Below are 16,500 nucleotides of genomic sequence, written 5' to 3' on the forward strand. Positions count from 1 at the left end.
TCCGCCCCCACGAGCCCGGCCACGTCGGCGACCGCACCGGACGGCGAAGACGCACCGACAGCCTCGGCGCCGATTCTCGTCGTCCTCGTCCTCGGATTCTCGAGCCTGTGCGCCTCGCTCATGCAGTCCCTGGTCATTCCGATCCAACCGGAGCTGCCGCACCTGCTGAACACCTCGGCGGCGAACGCCTCCTGGGTCGTCACCGCCACCCTCCTGGCGGGAGGCGTGTCGATGCCGGTCTCCGGCCGCTTGGCCGACATCCACGGCCGCAAGCCGATCCTCGTCGCCTCGGCGATGATCCTCGTCGTCGGCTCCCTCGTCTGCGCCCTGTTCTCGAGCATCGGCCCCGCCCTCATCGGCCGCGTCCTCCAGGGTGTGGCCATGGGCTACATCCCCGTCGCCATCAGCTTCGTCCGCGAGATCACCCCGCCGCACATGCGCAATTCCGCGGTCGTCGGAATCAGCGCCACCCTCGGCGTCGGCGGCGCACTCGGACTGCCGCTGGCGGCATGGATCGCACAGGACTTCGACTGGCACATGCTCTTCTGGCTCTCCGCCGTCCTCGCCGTCCTCATGACCGTCTTCTCGGCCCTGGCCCTGCCCCATGTCGCACCCGTCGACCGTGCCGGATTCGATACCCTCGGTGCGATCGGCCTGGCCCTGGGCGTCGTCGGCATCCTCACCGGAGTCTCAAAGGGCAACGACTGGGGATGGACCGCGCCGTCGACCCTGGTGACGATCCTCGGCGGCCTCATCGTCCTCATCGGCTGGGGCTTCTACGAGGTCCGCCACCCGCATCCGCTCGTCGATCTGCGCACCAGCGTCAAACGCCCGATCCTGCTGACGAATATCGCCGCGCTGCTCATCGGCTTCGGCATGATGGCGCAGTCGATCGTCGTCCCGCAGCTGCTGCAGATGCCGACCGAGGTCGGCTACGGACTCGGGCAGACGATCCTGCAGGCCGGACTGTGGATGGCTCCGGGCGGACTGATGATGCTTGCGTTCACTCCGATCTCGAGCCGTCTGCTCAGCACGCTCGGCGGTCGTGCGACCTTGGCCCTGGGTGCCTTCGTCATCTCTGCGGGTTACGTCTTCGCCGTCTTCTTCGACGGCGAACCCTGGCAGCTCATGGTCGCCACGTGCATCGCCTCGGCCGGAGTCGGCATCGGCTATGCGGCCATGCCCACGCTCATCCTCGAGAACTCCCCCGCCTCGGAAGCCGGCGCCGGAGTCGGCGTAAACTCGCTCATGCGCTCGATGGGCACGACCGTCGCCGGTGCCGTCATGGCCATCGTCCTCACCAGCCGGACGATCCCAATGGGCTCGGTCGCCATTCCCGCCGAAACGACCTTCCGCACCTGCTTCATCATCGGCGCCGGTGCCGCCCTGGCCGGGGCGCTGGTCGTCCTGTTCATCCGCCGCAACCACCCCCGCGCCGAGGTGGTCGAGACGTCCGAGCACGCCGAATCCCTCACCTGACGACTCCCGTCCCCCAACGGCATCGCGCCTTCGAACCGAGTTCCCAGACGTCGACGCGGCCCCTTTCGCCGGTCTCCGCCGGTGAGTAGTGTGGGCCCCCCACGTCACTCAACGAGGAGACCGACCGTGCGCATCATCATCACTCAGAACATCACCCTCGACGGTCGCGTCGAGATGCTCGACGACTGGTTCGACCCGCAGGCCCAGGACGAGGAACTCTCCGCCGAACTCATGCGGCAGTCCGCGAATGAGGATGTGCTGCTGCTCGGGCGGCGGACCTTCGAGGACTTCCGCGGCTACTGGCCCGACCAGACCGACGACACCACCGGGATCGCGGAGCATCTGAATCAGGTCGACAAACGCGTCGTGTCATCGACGTTGGCCGAACCGGGGTGGCAGAACACGCAGATCATCAGCTCCGATCCCATGCGGGCGGTCGCCGACCTGCGCGAGGAACCGGGCCGCGACGTCATCGTCACCGGCAGCATCACCCTCGCCCACGAGCTCATCGCCGAGGGGCTGATCGATGAGTATCGGATGTTCACCTACCCGGTCTGGCAGGGCCGCGGTCGCGGCTATTTCCACGACGGAGCACACTCGGCCAGACCGCCCCGACTGCGGCTCATCGATTCGAAAGCCTTCCCCAGCGGCATCGTGTATTCGGCCTACGAACCGAGCGAGTGACGAGCATCCTCCAGGAACTCGTCTGTATTCGTCCCACTCTCGTCCCCGGCCAATCTTGTGAGCCTGCTAGCGTTTCTGTTCATGGAGAGAACCGAGCTTGTCGTCTATGACCTCGACGGCGTCATCACTCGCAAGGACACGTTCACCGCTCTCGTCATAGGTCGACTCGTCCGCTCCCCATCGCGTTTCCTCCGGGCGCTGCCGGCATGCCTGACTTTCTTGTCTGGGCGGAAGGCACAGGCTTCACGACGCATTGCCGAGATCGCATTGTCCGGCATGTCCGACGACGACTACAGCACGCTTGCCGAACGCTTGGGCCAAAAGTTCGGTGCGGATTCGAGATGGATGCGCAGTGACGCCGTCGAACGCGTTCGCCGCCAACACGCATACGGTTCACGGATCGTCATCGCCACTGCGACAGAGCATCGACTCGCTTCGGCATTGCTTGCAACCGCGGAAATCCCCTTCGACGAGCTTTCCGCGTCGCGACTCGAAGTCACCACAGCCGGACCCAAAGTTGCCGATCACAGGGTCGGAGCACGAAAAGCGGACGCCTTGCGCAGTCTGGGCATTCCTCTCGAACGTGTGGAATTTGTCACCGATTCGCTGACCGACCTACCCACTGCCCGAGCGGCCGCCCGAGTAGTGCTCATGGGAGCGTCAGCTCACACACGACGACGATTCGACAAACACGGTATCCGAGTATCGAGAACGTCCTGACCTGAATTGATCGATCGACCCTGCTGCCTGCACCGCCCAGCAGCTCGCCCTGCCGGTTCAGTTCTCTCGGAGGCTCAGTCCGCTTGGTTCGCCGCGAAGTCCTTCCCCCACTCATTCATTGCCATCACGATCGGCTCAAGGCTGCGCCCCAGGTCCGTCAGTGAGTACTCGACCCTCGGCGGCACTTCCGGGTAGGCGGTGCGCAACACCACAGCGTCCTCCTCGAGCTCCCGCAGCTGCCTAGTGAGGGTCTTCGTATTCGCCAACGGCACCAACCGACCGAGTTCATTGAATCGACGCGTCCCGTCAAGGAGATGCTTGACAATGGTGAGCTTCCACGTGCCGCCGACCGCCGAAACCGCGACCTCGACAGGACAGACCTCCATCGCACGACGCACAGGCAACCGCATACACACCTCCACAGGGACATAAATGTCCGTACTAGACAGTCTTATGCTAAGCGGCAACCATGGAACCATGCAAGGAGACAACACCCCTCGGACAGTCCTCTGGCTCAGCGCGCATCCCGAACCCTGGTCACTCAACGGAAGCCTGCGCAGCGCGGGAATCACCCATCTGCGGGAGGCAGGCCATGCCGTCCTGACATCCGATCTCTACGCCATGGGCTGGGATCCGGTCCTGAATCGGAGCGACGGTGCTCATCTCGCGAGCACCGATCAACCGAGCGCTGAGGCGACCGACACCGATTCCGTCCGCGCCCCCGCCCGCTTCCGCGTCAGCGCCGACACCCGCACCGCCCAGGTCGACGGCACCCAACCGCACGAGATCACCTGCGAACAGGAGAAGCTTCAGCGCGCCGACGCTGTTGTGGTTCAGTTCCCCCTGTGGTGGTACGGGATGCCCGCGATCCTCAAAGGCTGGTTCGACCGTGTCTTTGTCAGCGGCTTCGCCTTCGGCACCGACTCGCCCACGGGTCGCCGCCTTCGCTTCGAACAGGGACCGTTCGCAGGCAAGCGGGCTCTCGTCGTCACCACCCTCGGCGATCGTCCTCTGGCCATCGGGCCCCGAGGCAAGTCCGGTGAACTCCGGGAACTCCTCTTCGGCCTCCTCCACGGCACCTTCGCCTACACCGGCATGAGCGTACTCGAGCCCTTCGCCGCCCCCAGCGCCGACCGGATCGACGACTTCGACGCAGTCCGCGACCGCCTCGTCGGACGCCTCGACGGACTCTTCACCGAACCCGTCATCCCCTACCGACCGCAATTCACCGGTGACTACACACCTGAATGGGAACTCGCACCCCGTGTCTGCCCCGACGAACACGGGGTTCGCATCCACACCGCCGGCTGACCGAACACATTCGCGCTCTCCGTGCAACCGCCACCGACTCCAGGAGGAAACCCGTGATGCCCAACTCCGACGACGCCCGTCCAGCCACCGAAGTCCAACCAGCCGACATTGCCCAAGCAGCCGACGCCGCCCTAAGTAGTGAAGCCATCCAGGGATTCGACTCACGCATTCCCGAAGCCGACCTCGACGATCTCCGTGCCCGACTGCAATCGGCCCGCCTGCCCGAACCCGAGACCGTCGCTCGACCAAGCCCCGACCCGCGACGGTGGGACCAAGGCATACCGCTGAACGACCTCATGGAGCTCGTCGACTACTGGCGAACGGTCTACTCGTGGCGGGACTTCGAAGACCGCCTGAACGACATGGGCCAATTCCGCACCACCATCGACGGCCTGGGCATCCACTTCCTCCACCGTCGCTCGTCCCGATCGAACGCGACCCCGCTGATCCTCACTCACGGATGGCCAGGCAGCATCGCCGAATACATCGACGTCGTCGACGAACTGGCCGAGCCGACAGATCCCGATGCACCGGCGTTCCACTGCGTCGTGCCCTCGCTGCCCGGTTTCGGGTTCAGCGACAGACCGAGTGTCACCGGCTGGTCCACGGATCGAATCGCCGAGGCGTGGGTGACACTCATGAGCAGGCTCGGCTACGACCGGTTCGCGGCTTTCGGCGGCGACTGGGGTGGGGTGATCACAACCATCCTCGGTGGGCGCTTCCCCGACCACCTGATCGGAATCCACACCACCTATGCGCCCGGAATCCCGGGAGCCTCACTGGAGGGCCTGACGGCAGACGAGCGTGCCTGGGCCCTCGACGCCGAAGACTTCTGGACGCATCGGGCCGCCTATGCCCACCAGCAGGCGACGCGACCGCAGACCATCGGCTACGCCCTCGTCGATTCACCCGTCGGCCAACTCGCGTGGATCCTCGACAAGTTCGCCGAGTGGACGGACACCGTAGACTCCCCGTTCGAGACGATCTCCCGCGACCGCCTGCTCGACAACGTCTCCCTGTATTGGCTGATGCGCACAGGCGCCTCGTCGGCGCGGATCTACTTCGAAAGCCACAACTCTCTCGACCCCGACCTGCGCGTCGACGTTCCCACCGCGATCACTATGTACCCGTACGACATCGAAAAGTATCCGCGTGCCCTCTCAGAGCACCGGTACCGCTCCATTGTGCGCTGGAGAGCCGCGGATCGCTGCGGACACTTTCCCTCGCTCGAAATGCCCGATGAGTTCGTCGCCGATCTCAGAGCCGGACTCTCAGCGATCCTCGCTGCGGACCGCTGAAGCACCTGGAACCATGCATCTGCCTTCGAGACAACGGTGGAGCGCCGAAACACCTGTGTGCACCGTGGTCTCGGCTCTCTGCCTGTGTCTCGAGCAGAACTGTGCCTCACGCGGTGCCGAACATGACCTTTCGGCCGTCGGGGTCCTCGACGGTGACGACGACATCGTCGACCGCGACGATCGGCACACCCGCATGGCGGATCCGCTCGAGGAACCCCGCCTGATCGGGGATCCGGAAATACAGGTGCGTGAGGTTCGACTCGGCCACCGGCGGGAACGCATAGTCGGCGAATGCTTCGGCGGAGTGGAAGGCGATCTGGACTCCCTCGGTCTCAACGAGGAAGTAGGTGTACTCATCACTGCCGGCCGTCGTCAGCGGCTGACCGGCGATGTCACGGTAGAAGGCGGCGGTCGCCTCGGCGTCGGCGCAGGTGAGGAACACCCCACGGAACGTCGACTCCATTTCGGCCCCCTTCATGGTCGATCTCCGGTCGCATCCGACCGGTAGCCGAAGTGTACCCGCCGAGGCGGACGCGGGGCAGTCCTCATCGCGGACCCGCCGGCTGGGTTGATGTGCCTCCCGAGACCCCGATGCAAACACCCTTGCCAAGCGACACACATACTCCACACATTCTTCGGGGAGTCGCCCCTGCTAGCCTGGCAGGCTGTATCCGAGAGCAGGAGTGATTGTGCGAACCAACCGGTGGTTGCTGGGCCTGGCCATGTCCGTCTCCGTGGTGGCGCTGGCCGCGTGCGGAAGTCAGGGCGACGACGCGAAACCGCAGGAGTCCTCGGCTGCCGCCGAGCAGTCCCCCGGCGCCGATTCCGGCGAGCAGGGCCAGCAGGGCAAGCCCAACACGAAGGACATCCCCAAGGTGGTCGCCGAGGTCAACGGCGAGAAGATCATGAAGGACGACTTCGTCCCTCTCTTCGAGACCCAGTACCAGCAGATGCAGATGCAGGCGCAGCAGTCGGGACAGCCCGTCGATGAGAAGGATCTGAAGAAGCAGACCGCCGAGAACCTCGTGAGCACCGAGGTGCTCGTCCAGGAAGCCGACAAGCGCAAGATCTCGGTGACGGACAAGGACATCGACAAGGGGCTCAAGGAGTCCGCCAAGTCCGGGCAGATGAGCGAGAAGGACTTCCTCAAAGCCATGAAGGACCAGGGCATGGACGAGAAGAAGGTCCGCTCGGAACTGAAGAATCAGCTGAAGATCGAGGGCCTCGTCGAGGACGAGTACGGCGAGTTCGAGGTCAGCGGCGAAGAGATCGGGCAGGCCTATGAACAGGCCAAGGCCCAGCAGGAGCAGATGGCGCAGCAAGGCGGGCAGCAGCAGGAGATGCCCTCGCTGGACGAGATGCGGCCTCAGCTCAAGGAACAGGTGAAGAGCCAGAAGACCGACGAGGCGACGCAGAAGTTCGCGAAGAAGCTGCGCAAGCAGGCCGACGTCACGCTCCACCTCTGAGACCACCCCGGCACGGAAGTCCCATCTGACGGGAAACTTCGGCGTTTTCCGGAGAAAACGCTGAGCATTCCTCGCAATCTGCTTGTGTGAGCTCTACCCTTTAGTGGAATATCGGGTCGGTTGATTCTTCACAGACCCCGCGTTCGTCCGCTCTCCGTTGTCGACGGCGAGACGAGTTCCACCAACAGAAGGACTTCCCGTGGCTTCCATTCTCACGCGTTCGGCGATCGTTGCGCCGAAGCACTTCAACCGGTGGCTGATCCCGCCGGCGGCCCTGGCCATCCACCTGTGCATCGGGCAGGTCTACGCATTCAGCGTGTTCAAGATCCCCTTCATGACGCACTTCGACGCCGGTGAGGTCTCGATCGGCTGGATCTTCTCGATCTCGATCCTCATGCTCGGCATCTCCTCGGCCGTCTTCGGTCCCTGGGTGGAGAAGAAGGGTCCGCGCGCATCGATGGTCGCGGCCGGAACCTGCTGGGTCGTCGGCTTCTTCATCGCCTCGCTGGGCATCGTGTCCGGACAGCTGTGGCTGGTCTACCTCGGCTACGGCGTCATCGGCGGCATCGGACTGGGCATCGGCTACATCTCGCCGGTGTCGACCCTGATGAAGTGGTTCCCGGACCGTCCGGGCCTGGCCACGGGTCTGGCGATCATGGGCTTCGGCGGCGGTGCGCTCATCGCCAGCCCGATGTCGAACCAGCTCATGGCCTTCTACGGCGGCGGTGTCGAACCCGAGAATCTCGTCGCCGGCCTCACCCCGACGTTCATCACCCTCGGCATCGTCTACGCCGTCGTCATCGCCGCCGGCGCATTCGTCATCCGCGTCCCCCACCCGGAGTGGACGCCGAAGGGCTTCGACCCCTCGACGGTCGCGGCGAAGCCGATGCAGACCGAGGGCAATGTCGCTGTCCGCAACGCCATCCGCACTCCGCAGTTCTGGCTGCTGTGGGTCGCCCTCTTCCTCAACGTCACCGCGGGCATCGGCATCCTCGAGAACGCCGCCCCGATGATCCAGGCCTACTTCGGCATCACCGCCGCCGCGGCCGCGGGCTTCGTCGGTCTGCTCTCGATCGGCAATATGGGCGGTCGCTTCATCTGGTCGACGACCTCGGACTACCTGGGTCGGAAGAACAACTACATGCTCTACCTCGGCGGTGGAGCGGTGCTCTACCTGCTCGTCGCGTTCTTCGGCGGCGGATCGATCATCCTCTTCGTGCTCGCCACGCTCATCATCATCTCCTTCTACGGCGGCGGCTTCTCCACGGTGCCCGCCTACCTCAAGGACCTCTTCGGCGTGTACCAGGTCGGGGCCATCCACGGTGCGCTGCTCACCGCCTGGTCGGCCGCCGGGGTGGCCGGTCCGCTCATCGTCAACTCCGTCGTCGAGGCCGGCGAGGCGGCCGGCAAGTCCGGCCCCGAGCTCTACACCCCGGGCATGTTCATCATGGTCGGCGCCCTGATCATCGGCTTCATCGCCAACGCGCTGATCCGCCCGGTCAGCGAAAAGCACTTCGAACGCGAAGAGGACGTCGCCGCCAGGCAGGCCGCCGCCCTCGAAGAGAACTGAGGAAGAGCAACGATCATGACTGACTCCACCCCCATCGCCCACGTCCCCGAATCCGGTTCGCCGCAGTCACCCGTCGGCGGCGCCTACAAGACCGTCGGCACGGCCCTGACCGTCGTCGTGGCCGGCGGCCTCGTCTGGGGCCTGTCCCTGACCGCGATCAAGGCAGTGGCGATCTTCACCGGCTGACCCCTCGCCGAGGCAGCCCTGGGCAGCCGCGCGCACACCGTCTTCCTCGCAGGCCCACCTTCGGGCCCCGGCTGAACCGATAACGGTTCTGCCGGGGTCCGGCAATCGACGGGAACTGCGACTCACCTCGGCGGGCGAGGACAAGCACGCGCACTGCGCACGCCTGCTCGGACACTCCCTCGACGAAAATGCCCGAGCGATCGGCATCGATCCGAGCTCACTGGCCTCCACGATCCGCGCACTCCACGACGAGGTCCGCAGCATCCGCTCCGACAACCCCATGGACCGCTCATGACCCTCATCCTCGCTGCACTCGCGACCGCCTGCGGACTGGCCCGTCTCGTTCTCTTCCTCGCCCTCCACCTCGTACGGAGCGAGTATTCGATCATCAGCCATGCCGTCAGCGACTATGCCGTCGGCAGCACGAGGCGCCTGAGCAGCGCGATGACCTGGGTGACGGTGCCGTTCTGGGGCCTGCTGGCCGCGGCCGTCGCCATCGGCATACCGGAATGGCCCGATTCGACGCTCGTGAGCATCGCCCTTGCCGTCCTCGCGCTCATCTTCGCCTTCCTGCCCTTCGTCCCCACCGACCTGGAAGGTGAGAAGCTGAGCACGACCGGCCGCCTGCACTACCTGATGGCCATCGCCTGGTTCGCCATCAGCTACGCCTGCATGGGCAACTTCGTCAGGCTCTTCACCGCCGAGGGGCCAGCACCCTTGGCGCAGACCCTGCACGCGGTCTCCTGGATCGCGCTCGTGTCGCTGGTCATCAGCGTCGTCGCGCTCATCATCAGGCCCCTTCGCGCGAAGGCCTTCGGCATCGCAGAACGTGTCTTCATCCTCTCCGTCAGCCTCTTCTACATCGGCACGGCCCTCGGCATCATCGTCATCGCCGCCTGAGCTGGTCTCACCCCTCTCAGCACTCGACTGGCAAAGTCGAAGCTTCGCTCCAGCTGCGCCACAGCCTGGCCACAGCCTCCGGGTACTGAATAGGAGTCATCGGACACTCCCACTCAGCACAGAAAGGCAGAGCCATGAACGAGTCGAAGCGCACGGGGTCAGCACAGGCACGGACCGGCGCTGGGCACACGGGTGAGAACACATCCGGCACCGAGACGGCGGCGACAGCCGTCACCCGCTCCCGCCCGCACAGGCATCGATTCGCCCTGGCAGTGACAGGAGCGGCCGCGGCTCTGGCGCTGAGCATCGGGTCTGCCGCGGGCCTGTCGGCCTCCGCCACGGGACACGCCCGCACGGTCGCGGCCGGGACCACCCAATCAGTCATCCCCTTCACCGGTCAGCCCACCGACCCCAGCCAGGGCGGCGACGGTTCGACGCAGCAGGACGCCGCACCGGCGAGCGCGGAAGAGTCCTCCGGTGTCGTCCTCATCGACATCCAGCTCGGCTACGAGAAGGCCGAAGCGGCCGGCACCGGCATCGTGCTGAGCAAGGACGGTCTCATCCTCACGAACAATCACGTCATCGCGGACTCGACCAAGATCGCGGTCACCGTGGCCACGACGGGCAAAACCTACGAAGCCAGCGTCGTCGGTTCCGACTCGGCTCATGACGTCGCCGTGCTCAGACTCAAGGACGCCACCGACCTCACACCGGCCGCCGTCGACGACGAGACCGTCCATGTCGGCGACGACATCACCGCCGTCGGCAACTCCGAGGGCGGCGGGCAGCTCCAGGCAGCCGATGGAACGGTCACCGACCTCGGCGCTTCGGTCACCACGACCGCTCAGGGCACCGAGGATTCGGAGACCCTGGACGGCATGATCCAAGTCCAAGCCGATATCGTCTCCGGCGATTCGGGCGGAGCCCTGCTCGATGATGAGGGCGAGGTCGTGGGCATGAACACCGCAGCCTCCTCCGGCACCCCGGTGGTCACCGGCTACGCCATCCCGATCGATTCCGCACTGACGACCGCCGAGTCGATCATCGCCGGTCAGCAGACGAGCACGAACACGCTCGGCTATCCGGCCTTCCTCGGTATCGGCGTCGGCCGGACCGAACGGTCGGACCAGCAGGACCGATCCGGACAGCCAGCACAGTCCGGCCAGCCCGGGCAGGGCATGCAGTCCGGGCAGACCGGGCAGGGCACGCAGTCCGGCCAGCCCGGGCAGGGCACGCAGTCCGGGCAGACCGGAACCGATGCGGTCGCAGGCGCCGTCGTCGCCGGGGTCTATGAGGACACCCCCGCCGCGAAGGCCGGACTGACCGCCGGTGACACGATCACCGCGATCGATTCGACGCAGATCAGCGACGGCACCGCGGCCTCGAGTGCGATCGCCGAGCACAAACCCGGCGACAGAGTGTCCCTGACCTGGACGGACACCACCGGTCAGAGCCATACCACCGAGGTGACCCTGACCGAAGGTCCCGCGTCCTGACACCAAGCCGGCCACGCTTCGGCCTCTGCCTGCAGTTCGACCGCAGGCAGAGGCCCGGCCCGTGTGCCCGCGATTGCCGTCCCACCCCGGCCGGGACGTAAGATCGGTCCATGCCCGGACACGAAGACAGCCCACCCCCGGAGCGACCGCACCGCCCCGGCCAAGCCGCTCGTGCCCGCGATACCGCTGCCCAGCGCACGCGGAACAGCCGCTCCCGCCTCGACTGGCCGACGATCCTGCGCAACATCGCCCTCGGCCTCGCGCTGCTGGCCGGAGTGTGGGCGGTCTTCAATGTCCGCCTGCCCTCCATCGACGTACTCCAGGAAGACATCCTCGCCGCCGGCTTCTGGGGCTTCGGTGTCTTCATCCTCATCTACATGGCCGTCGCCGCCACCCCGATCCCCGTGACGATCATGGCCACCGCCGGCGGCCTGATCTTCGGTCTGCCCTTCGGTACCCTGCTGTCGATGATCGGGGTCGTCGCCGGCTGCTGGATCGGATACTGGATCGCCAGGGCACTGGGCCGGGAGACGGTCATGCGGCTGCTCGGCTCCCACGCCGAGGCCGTCGAGTCCCGCCTCACCGGCGGTGGGTTCTACGCCGTGTGCGCACTGCGGCTCATGCCCGGCTTCCCCTATTGGCCGGTCAACTACGGCAGCGGGGCGCTGGGCATCGACAACCGCACGTTCCTCACCGCCACCGTCGTCTCCTCCCTGCCCGGCCAGCTCTCACTCGTGGCGGTCGGCGCCTTCATCGGCGAGCCGAATCTCATCAACGCCGTCGCCGTCGGCGTCTCCTGGGTGCTTGTCATCATCCTGACGATCATCACGATGCGTCGGTGGAAGTCCGCCCGCCACGACGATTCGCCTGAGCAGAGCAGCGATCATTGACTTCGCCCCGGTGATCGGCGCACGCTGAGACGGTGCAGCATCGCCCCTCCCCGGACATCCGGTGAGCCATCCTCCCTCCCGACGTGGGCTACGCGACGCCGCGCAGAGAGGACGACGCGATGACCGCCACCTACACCTGGGATCTCTTCACCACCGTCGACGGCTTCGGCTCTTTCACACCGGAGGGCGATTGGGGCGGCTACTGGGGCAAGCAGGGACCGGAGTTCCTCGCCCGCCGTGCCGCCCAGTACGGTCAGGAGCAGCGGCTGGTCATCGGGGCACGCACCTTCTGCATGTTCGAGAAGTTCCTCGCCCACCTCACCCCCGCATCCGAGGCGGAGGACCCGATCAACACCCGGATGAAGCACCTGCCCACGACCGTCATCTCCACGAGCCTGAGCCCGGGCGTCGACTGGCCCGATGCGACGGTCGAGACCGGCGCCCCCGCCGAGGTGGTCGCCCGGTTGAAGCGGGAATCGACGATCCCCCTACGCTCCCATGGCAGTCCCACACTCAACCGCGCACTCCTGGCCGCCGGTCTCATCGACCGCATCCAGGTGACGATGTTCCCCGTGATCAGCGGCCGCACCGGGGCCGTGCCGATGTTCGCGGGCGCACCCGATCTCGACCTCGAGCTGCTCGAGACGGTGACGCTGGACGACGGCATCGCCGAAGTGAATTACCGGCCAACGCTCCACGACGGCCGGCACAGCTGAGACCTCATTCGAAGTTCGGAGCCCGACGTTCCTGGAAGGCCCGGAACCCCTCGACGTAGTCCGGCGTCTGCCGGGCCGACTCCTGGAGGACGGCCTCCTCGGCGAGCAGATCGGCCATGCTCGGACGTTCGTCGGCGATCTTCTGCACGAACCCCTTCTCCATGGCGAAGGCCTCAGCCGGACCGGACACGATCTTCTCGAGCTTCGCTTCGACGAATTCGCTCAGGTCCGCGGCTGGGACCGCGCGGGAGACGATCCCGGCGACGGCCGCCTCGGCGCCGGTCATGAAGTCACCGGTGACGATGAGGTCCATGGTCCGGTGGTAGCCGACCCGATCGAGGAACACGTGATGGGCACCGGAATCGAGCATCGCACCGATCGCGGCGAACGGGGACCCGAACTTCGCGTCATCGGCGGCGAAGATGATGTCCGCGGCCGCCGCGACACCGAAGCCCAGCCCGAGAGCGGCCCCTTGGACCTGGGCGATGACGGGGATCGGCAGCGCCCTGATCGCCTGGAAGACGGGGGCGAAGGACTCGGCGAGGAACGCGTGTGCGTCATCGGTCTCGGCGTCGACGCCGCTGATATCGCGACCGGAGCAGAAGACCTTGCCCTCCCCGCGGATGAGGAGCACGCGCACACTGGGCACCGCCTCGGCGACCTTGGCCACGGCTGCCGCAAGGTCGCGGAGGTTGTCCGCATCGAGAGCGTTGCGGGAGGCGGGCCCGTCGAGGATGATCTCGGCGATGCGGCCGCGGTTCTTCAGCTGGATCTCGGTCATGGATGCTCCTTTGCGTGTCCTAACAGTGGTGCCGGCGCCCGTGGCGGGACTCCGGAGTGCGCCCGTGAGCGCGGGGTGTCACCAGGCGTAGAAGCCCTGCCCGGATTTCCGGCCGAGTTCGCCGGCCGCGACCTTGTCCTTCAGGATCTGCGGAGGGGCGAAACGCTCACCGACCTCGGCGGCGAGGTGTTCGGCGATGCCCAGGCGCACATCGAGTCCGACGATGTCCGTGGTCTTCAGCGGCCCGGCCGGATGCCGGTAGCCCAGCGTCATGGCACGGTCGATGTCCGCAGGCTCGGCGACGCCTTCTTCGACCATCCGCATCGCTTCGAGGGCGAGTGCCACGCCGAGGCGGGAGGACGCGAATCCGGGTGAGTCCTTGACCGTGATCGCCGTCTTCGACAGTCCCGCGATCCATCCCTTGGCGACTTCGACGAGGCCGGGGTCGGTGTGGGTGCCGACGACGACCTCGACGAGTTCGGAGACGGGAACCGGGTTGAAGAAGTGGAGGCCGATGAGCGCCTGGGGGCGCGGCAGGGCGGCGGCGAGTTCGTCGATGGACAGCGCCGAGGTGTTCGTGCCGATGCTTGCCGCTGGTGCGTGCTTCGCGATGGCCGCGAGGATCTCCTGTTTGAGTTCGAGGACCTCGGGTACGGCTTCGACGACGAGGAGCGCTTGGTCGAGCATGGTCGGGTCGCGGACGACTTCGACGGTGCCGGGGACGTCGATGCCCTTGGACTTCGACTTCTCGACCGAGGCCTCGATGCGTTCCCGTGCGGCTGCGACGGTGTCTTCGGTGTTCTCGATGACGATGACCCGGGCGCCGGCGGTGGCGAAGGCGTGGGCGATGCCCGCTCCCATCCGGCCGCCGCCGTAGACTCCGACGGCTTCGGGCACGCGCGCGGCAGGGGTGCCGGCGGCCGCAGCATCTGCGGCCGGGGTGTCGGGGGTGGACTCGCTCATTCGCTCTCGCCTTCCTGCTGTGTCTGCGCACCGGTCTCGGCCTGGGCGGCCCGTTCGGCGGCCTTCTTCGCCCTCTTCGCCTCGCGCTTGGACAGGAACGCATCCATGCGGGCGAACTTCTCTTGCGATTCGAACAGCACGGCCTGGGCCAGATTATCAATGAGCGGGTGGGCTTCACGAGGAGCGTGGAAGGCGGATTTGCTCAACCGGACTGCCAAGGGCGCGAAGCTTGCGATCCGATCGGCCAGCGCCTGGCCGGCGAGTTCGAGATCCTCGGGGTCGACGACGTCGTTGAGAAGTCCGATCGCCTTGGCCTCATCGGCCTGGAGGGTGCGACCGGCGAGCAGGATCTCCTTGGCCCGGGGTTCGCCGACGAGTTCGCGCAGACGCCAGGCGGCTCCGGCGGCGGCGAGGATGCCGAGTCCGGTCTCCGGGTTGCCGATCTTCGTCGACGGTGTCCCGATGCGGAAGTCTGCGGCGAAGGCGAGTTCGGCACCGCCGCCGAGGGCGAATCCCTCGACGAGTGCGATCACGGGCATCGGCAGCTGTTGGATGCGGGTGAAGATCTTCGAGTTGATGCCGGCCAGGGCATCGTCGCGGCGGCGGTTGCGCAGCTGGGCGATATCGGCGCCGGCGGCGAAGACCCCGGAGGTGCCGGTGAGGATCGCGACCTTCGGTTCGGCTTCGAGCTCGGCGCACACGGAGTGGAGGGCGTCGACCATCGCCTGATCGATGGCATTGCGCACCTGAGGCCGGTTGAGCCGGATGATCGTGCGGTCGGGATGGCGTTCGACGAGCAGCGGGGAGGCCGATCCGTTCGTGCCGGCGCCCGCTCCGTTCGCTGCGTCGCCGCCCGTACTCATGCGCGCTCCAGCAGCAGGGCCGAACCCTGGCCGACGCCCACGCACATCGTCGCCAGCCCCTTCTTCGCCCCGGCCTGTTCGAGCCGGTTGAGCAGGGTCACGGTGATGCGGGTGCCCGAGCAGCCGAGCGGGTGGCCGAGTGCGATCGCTCCGCCGAAGCCGTTGACGGTGGCCGGGTCGAGTCCGAGATCTCCCATGCACGCCAGCGACTGCGAGGCGAAGGCTTCATTGAGTTCGACGGCTTCGAGTTCGCCGACCTTCCATCCGGTGCGTTCGAGCACCTTCCGGGTTGCCGGTACGGGACCGACGCCCATGATCTCCGGGGACACTCCGGCGTTCGCACCGGCGACGACGCGGGCGCGGGGGTTGAGGCCGTGCCTGTTCGCATAGTCCTCGCTGACGAGCACGACCACGGCGGCACCGTCGTTGAGCGAGGAGGAGTTGCCGGCGGTGATGAGCCCGCCTGGGCCGTGGATGGGCCGCAGCCTGCCGAGCTTGTCCACGGTCGTATCCGCACGCGGTCCCTCATCGGCGGTGACCTCGCCGATGGGCAGGATCTCCGGATCGAAGCTGCCTGCGGCGGCAGCGGCCAGCGCCTTCTGGTGCGAGTCAAAGGCGAATTCGTCGAGGGCCTCGCGGGTCAGCTTCCACTTCTCGGCGACGCGTTCGGCCGTCTGCGGCATCGACAGGGTCGTGTCCTCGTCGAAGGCGGGGTTCGTGAACCGCCATCCGATCGAGGTGTCCCAGGTCCGGCCGGGCTTCGACCAGGCCCGGCTGGGCTTCTCGCTCACCCACGGGGCGCGGGTCATCGATTCGACGCCTCCGGCCACGACCACCTCGGCGTCTCCGGCGGCGATCATCGCACGAGCGGTGGTGATCGCGGTCATTCCCGAAGCGCACAGGCGATTGACGGTGAAGCCGGGCACGGACTCGGGCAGGCCGGCCAGGAGCACGGCCATGCGGGCGATGTTCCGGTTGTCCTCACCGGCCTGATTCGCCGAGCCGAGGATGACCTCGTCGATGTCGGCCGGGTCGATTCCCGTCCGGTCGATGACGGTCCTCATCGTCGTGGCGACGAGGTCGTCGGGGCGCTGATCGGCCAGGACACCTCCGTAGCGGCCGATGGGGGTGCGCAGTCCGTCCAGAATGAATGCCTCAGGCATGGGTCTCCTCGTTG

General features: G+C 66.6%; 18 protein-coding genes. 12 read left to right on the plus strand and 6 right to left on the minus strand.

The window, feature by feature from the left end; all coding sequences use genetic code 11:
* Positions 1-105: 105 nt before the first annotated feature.
* From ACQE2J_RS00005 to ACQE2J_RS00015, 3 genes are all read left to right on the plus strand, one after another.
* Positions 106-1,479 carry an MFS transporter gene (locus ACQE2J_RS00005; RefSeq protein ID WP_426937533.1) on the plus strand — a complete coding sequence of 458 codons (1,374 nt, stop codon included), beginning with the start codon at positions 106-108 and terminating at the stop codon, positions 1,477-1,479.
* A gap of 126 nt (positions 1,480-1,605) precedes the next feature.
* Positions 1,606-2,163 (plus strand): dihydrofolate reductase family protein, encoded by a 558-nt coding sequence (locus ACQE2J_RS00010; protein WP_135537552.1) that lies wholly within the window; start codon positions 1,606-1,608, stop codon positions 2,161-2,163.
* Positions 2,164-2,220: 57 nt separating this feature from the next.
* Positions 2,221-2,883: a haloacid dehalogenase-like hydrolase gene (locus ACQE2J_RS00015; protein WP_426936842.1), complete on the plus strand. Its 663-nt coding sequence runs from the start codon at positions 2,221-2,223 to the stop codon at positions 2,881-2,883.
* 74 nt (positions 2,884-2,957) lie between these two features.
* On the opposite strand, the gene ACQE2J_RS00020 is transcribed toward ACQE2J_RS00015, so the two are convergent.
* Positions 2,958-3,293 carry a winged helix-turn-helix transcriptional regulator gene (locus tag ACQE2J_RS00020; protein ID WP_205683282.1) on the minus strand — a complete coding sequence of 112 codons (336 nt, stop codon included), beginning with the start codon at positions 3,291-3,293 and terminating at the stop codon, positions 2,958-2,960.
* 67 nt (positions 3,294-3,360) lie between these two features.
* On the opposite strand from ACQE2J_RS00020, the gene ACQE2J_RS00025 reads away from it, so the two are divergent.
* Positions 3,361-4,194, plus strand: coding sequence for an NAD(P)H-dependent oxidoreductase (locus ACQE2J_RS00025; RefSeq protein ID WP_135537554.1), 834 nt, complete (start codon positions 3,361-3,363; stop codon positions 4,192-4,194).
* Between the two features lie 56 nt (positions 4,195-4,250).
* Positions 4,251-5,492 (plus strand): epoxide hydrolase family protein, encoded by a 1,242-nt coding sequence (locus tag ACQE2J_RS00030; RefSeq protein WP_426936843.1) that lies wholly within the window; start codon positions 4,251-4,253, stop codon positions 5,490-5,492.
* A 106-nt stretch (positions 5,493-5,598) separates the two neighbouring features.
* Here ACQE2J_RS00030 and ACQE2J_RS00035 read toward each other — a convergent pair whose 3' ends face one another.
* Positions 5,599-5,970: a VOC family protein gene (locus ACQE2J_RS00035; protein WP_425119191.1), complete on the minus strand. Its 372-nt coding sequence runs from the start codon at positions 5,968-5,970 to the stop codon at positions 5,599-5,601.
* Positions 5,971-6,181: 211 nt separating this feature from the next.
* Between ACQE2J_RS00035 and ACQE2J_RS00040 the strand changes: the two genes are divergently transcribed.
* The 7 genes from ACQE2J_RS00040 (at position 6,182) to ACQE2J_RS00070 (ending at position 12,716) form a co-directional block, all read left to right on the plus strand.
* Positions 6,182-6,958 carry a SurA N-terminal domain-containing protein gene (locus ACQE2J_RS00040; protein WP_240689554.1) on the plus strand — a complete coding sequence of 259 codons (777 nt, stop codon included), beginning with the start codon at positions 6,182-6,184 and terminating at the stop codon, positions 6,956-6,958.
* A 199-nt stretch (positions 6,959-7,157) separates the two neighbouring features.
* Positions 7,158-8,528: an L-lactate MFS transporter gene (locus ACQE2J_RS00045; protein WP_135537557.1), complete on the plus strand. Its 1,371-nt coding sequence runs from the start codon at positions 7,158-7,160 to the stop codon at positions 8,526-8,528.
* 15 nt (positions 8,529-8,543) lie between these two features.
* On the plus strand, positions 8,544-8,714 hold the full coding sequence (locus ACQE2J_RS00050) for a hypothetical protein (protein ID WP_426936844.1): 171 nt from the start codon (positions 8,544-8,546) through the stop codon (positions 8,712-8,714).
* Positions 8,715-9,005: 291 nt separating this feature from the next.
* Entirely contained in the window at positions 9,006-9,614 is a 609-nt protein-coding gene (locus ACQE2J_RS00055; RefSeq protein WP_135537559.1) for a DUF998 domain-containing protein, read from the plus strand.
* 134 nt (positions 9,615-9,748) lie between these two features.
* On the plus strand, positions 9,749-11,110 hold the full coding sequence (locus tag ACQE2J_RS00060) for a S1C family serine protease (RefSeq protein WP_426936845.1): 1,362 nt from the start codon (positions 9,749-9,751) through the stop codon (positions 11,108-11,110).
* 110 nt (positions 11,111-11,220) lie between these two features.
* Positions 11,221-12,000 (plus strand): TVP38/TMEM64 family protein, encoded by a 780-nt coding sequence (locus ACQE2J_RS00065; RefSeq protein WP_425119186.1) that lies wholly within the window; start codon positions 11,221-11,223, stop codon positions 11,998-12,000.
* Between the two features lie 119 nt (positions 12,001-12,119).
* Entirely contained in the window at positions 12,120-12,716 is a 597-nt protein-coding gene (locus ACQE2J_RS00070; RefSeq protein ID WP_135537562.1) for a dihydrofolate reductase family protein, read from the plus strand.
* A 4-nt stretch (positions 12,717-12,720) separates the two neighbouring features.
* Here the strand turns inward: ACQE2J_RS00070 and ACQE2J_RS00075 are convergent, their stop codons facing one another.
* From ACQE2J_RS00075 to ACQE2J_RS00090, 4 genes are all read right to left on the minus strand, one after another.
* Complete coding sequence (locus tag ACQE2J_RS00075) at positions 12,721-13,497, minus strand: enoyl-CoA hydratase/isomerase family protein (RefSeq protein ID WP_135537563.1); 777 nt, start codon at positions 13,495-13,497, stop codon at positions 12,721-12,723.
* A gap of 78 nt (positions 13,498-13,575) precedes the next feature.
* Complete coding sequence (locus ACQE2J_RS00080) at positions 13,576-14,460, minus strand: 3-hydroxyacyl-CoA dehydrogenase family protein (RefSeq protein ID WP_135537564.1); 885 nt, start codon at positions 14,458-14,460, stop codon at positions 13,576-13,578.
* Entirely contained in the window at positions 14,457-15,323 is an 867-nt protein-coding gene (locus ACQE2J_RS00085; protein WP_135537565.1) for an enoyl-CoA hydratase/isomerase family protein, read from the minus strand. Before ACQE2J_RS00085 ends, ACQE2J_RS00080 begins: the two co-directional genes overlap by 4 nt.
* Positions 15,320-16,486, minus strand: coding sequence for a thiolase family protein (locus ACQE2J_RS00090; protein WP_135537566.1), 1,167 nt, complete (start codon positions 16,484-16,486; stop codon positions 15,320-15,322). The genes ACQE2J_RS00085 and ACQE2J_RS00090 overlap by 4 nt, the downstream gene beginning before the upstream one ends.
* Positions 16,487-16,500: the final 14 nt, after the last annotated feature.

This window comes from Brevibacterium sp. LE-L (assembly GCF_050214925.1).
Lineage (GTDB): Bacteria > Actinomycetota > Actinomycetes > Actinomycetales > Brevibacteriaceae > Brevibacterium.

Excerpts from the sequence above, each read along its gene's own strand:
- ACQE2J_RS00085 (WP_135537565.1), bottom strand. The coding sequence starts at position 15,323 with ATGAGTACGGGCGGCGACGCAGCGAACGGAGCGGGCGCCGGCACGAAC.
- ACQE2J_RS00035 (WP_425119191.1), bottom strand. The coding sequence starts at position 5,970 with ATGAAGGGGGCCGAAATGGAGTCGACGTTCCGTGGGGTGTTCCTCACC.
- ACQE2J_RS00020 (WP_205683282.1), bottom strand. The coding sequence starts at position 3,293 with ATGCGGTTGCCTGTGCGTCGTGCGATGGAGGTCTGTCCTGTCGAGGTC.
- ACQE2J_RS00075 (WP_135537563.1), bottom strand. The coding sequence starts at position 13,497 with ATGACCGAGATCCAGCTGAAGAACCGCGGCCGCATCGCCGAGATCATC.
- ACQE2J_RS00025 (WP_135537554.1), top strand. The coding sequence starts at position 3,361 with ATGCAAGGAGACAACACCCCTCGGACAGTCCTCTGGCTCAGCGCGCAT.
- ACQE2J_RS00080 (WP_135537564.1), bottom strand. The coding sequence starts at position 14,460 with ATGAGCGAGTCCACCCCCGACACCCCGGCCGCAGATGCTGCGGCCGCC.
- ACQE2J_RS00065 (WP_425119186.1), top strand. The coding sequence starts at position 11,221 with ATGCCCGGACACGAAGACAGCCCACCCCCGGAGCGACCGCACCGCCCC.
- ACQE2J_RS00060 (WP_426936845.1), top strand. The coding sequence starts at position 9,749 with ATGAACGAGTCGAAGCGCACGGGGTCAGCACAGGCACGGACCGGCGCT.
- ACQE2J_RS00055 (WP_135537559.1), top strand. The coding sequence starts at position 9,006 with ATGACCCTCATCCTCGCTGCACTCGCGACCGCCTGCGGACTGGCCCGT.
- ACQE2J_RS00030 (WP_426936843.1), top strand. The coding sequence starts at position 4,251 with ATGCCCAACTCCGACGACGCCCGTCCAGCCACCGAAGTCCAACCAGCC.
- ACQE2J_RS00090 (WP_135537566.1), bottom strand. The coding sequence starts at position 16,486 with ATGCCTGAGGCATTCATTCTGGACGGACTGCGCACCCCCATCGGCCGC.
- ACQE2J_RS00070 (WP_135537562.1), top strand. The coding sequence starts at position 12,120 with ATGACCGCCACCTACACCTGGGATCTCTTCACCACCGTCGACGGCTTC.
- ACQE2J_RS00050 (WP_426936844.1), top strand. The coding sequence starts at position 8,544 with ATGACTGACTCCACCCCCATCGCCCACGTCCCCGAATCCGGTTCGCCG.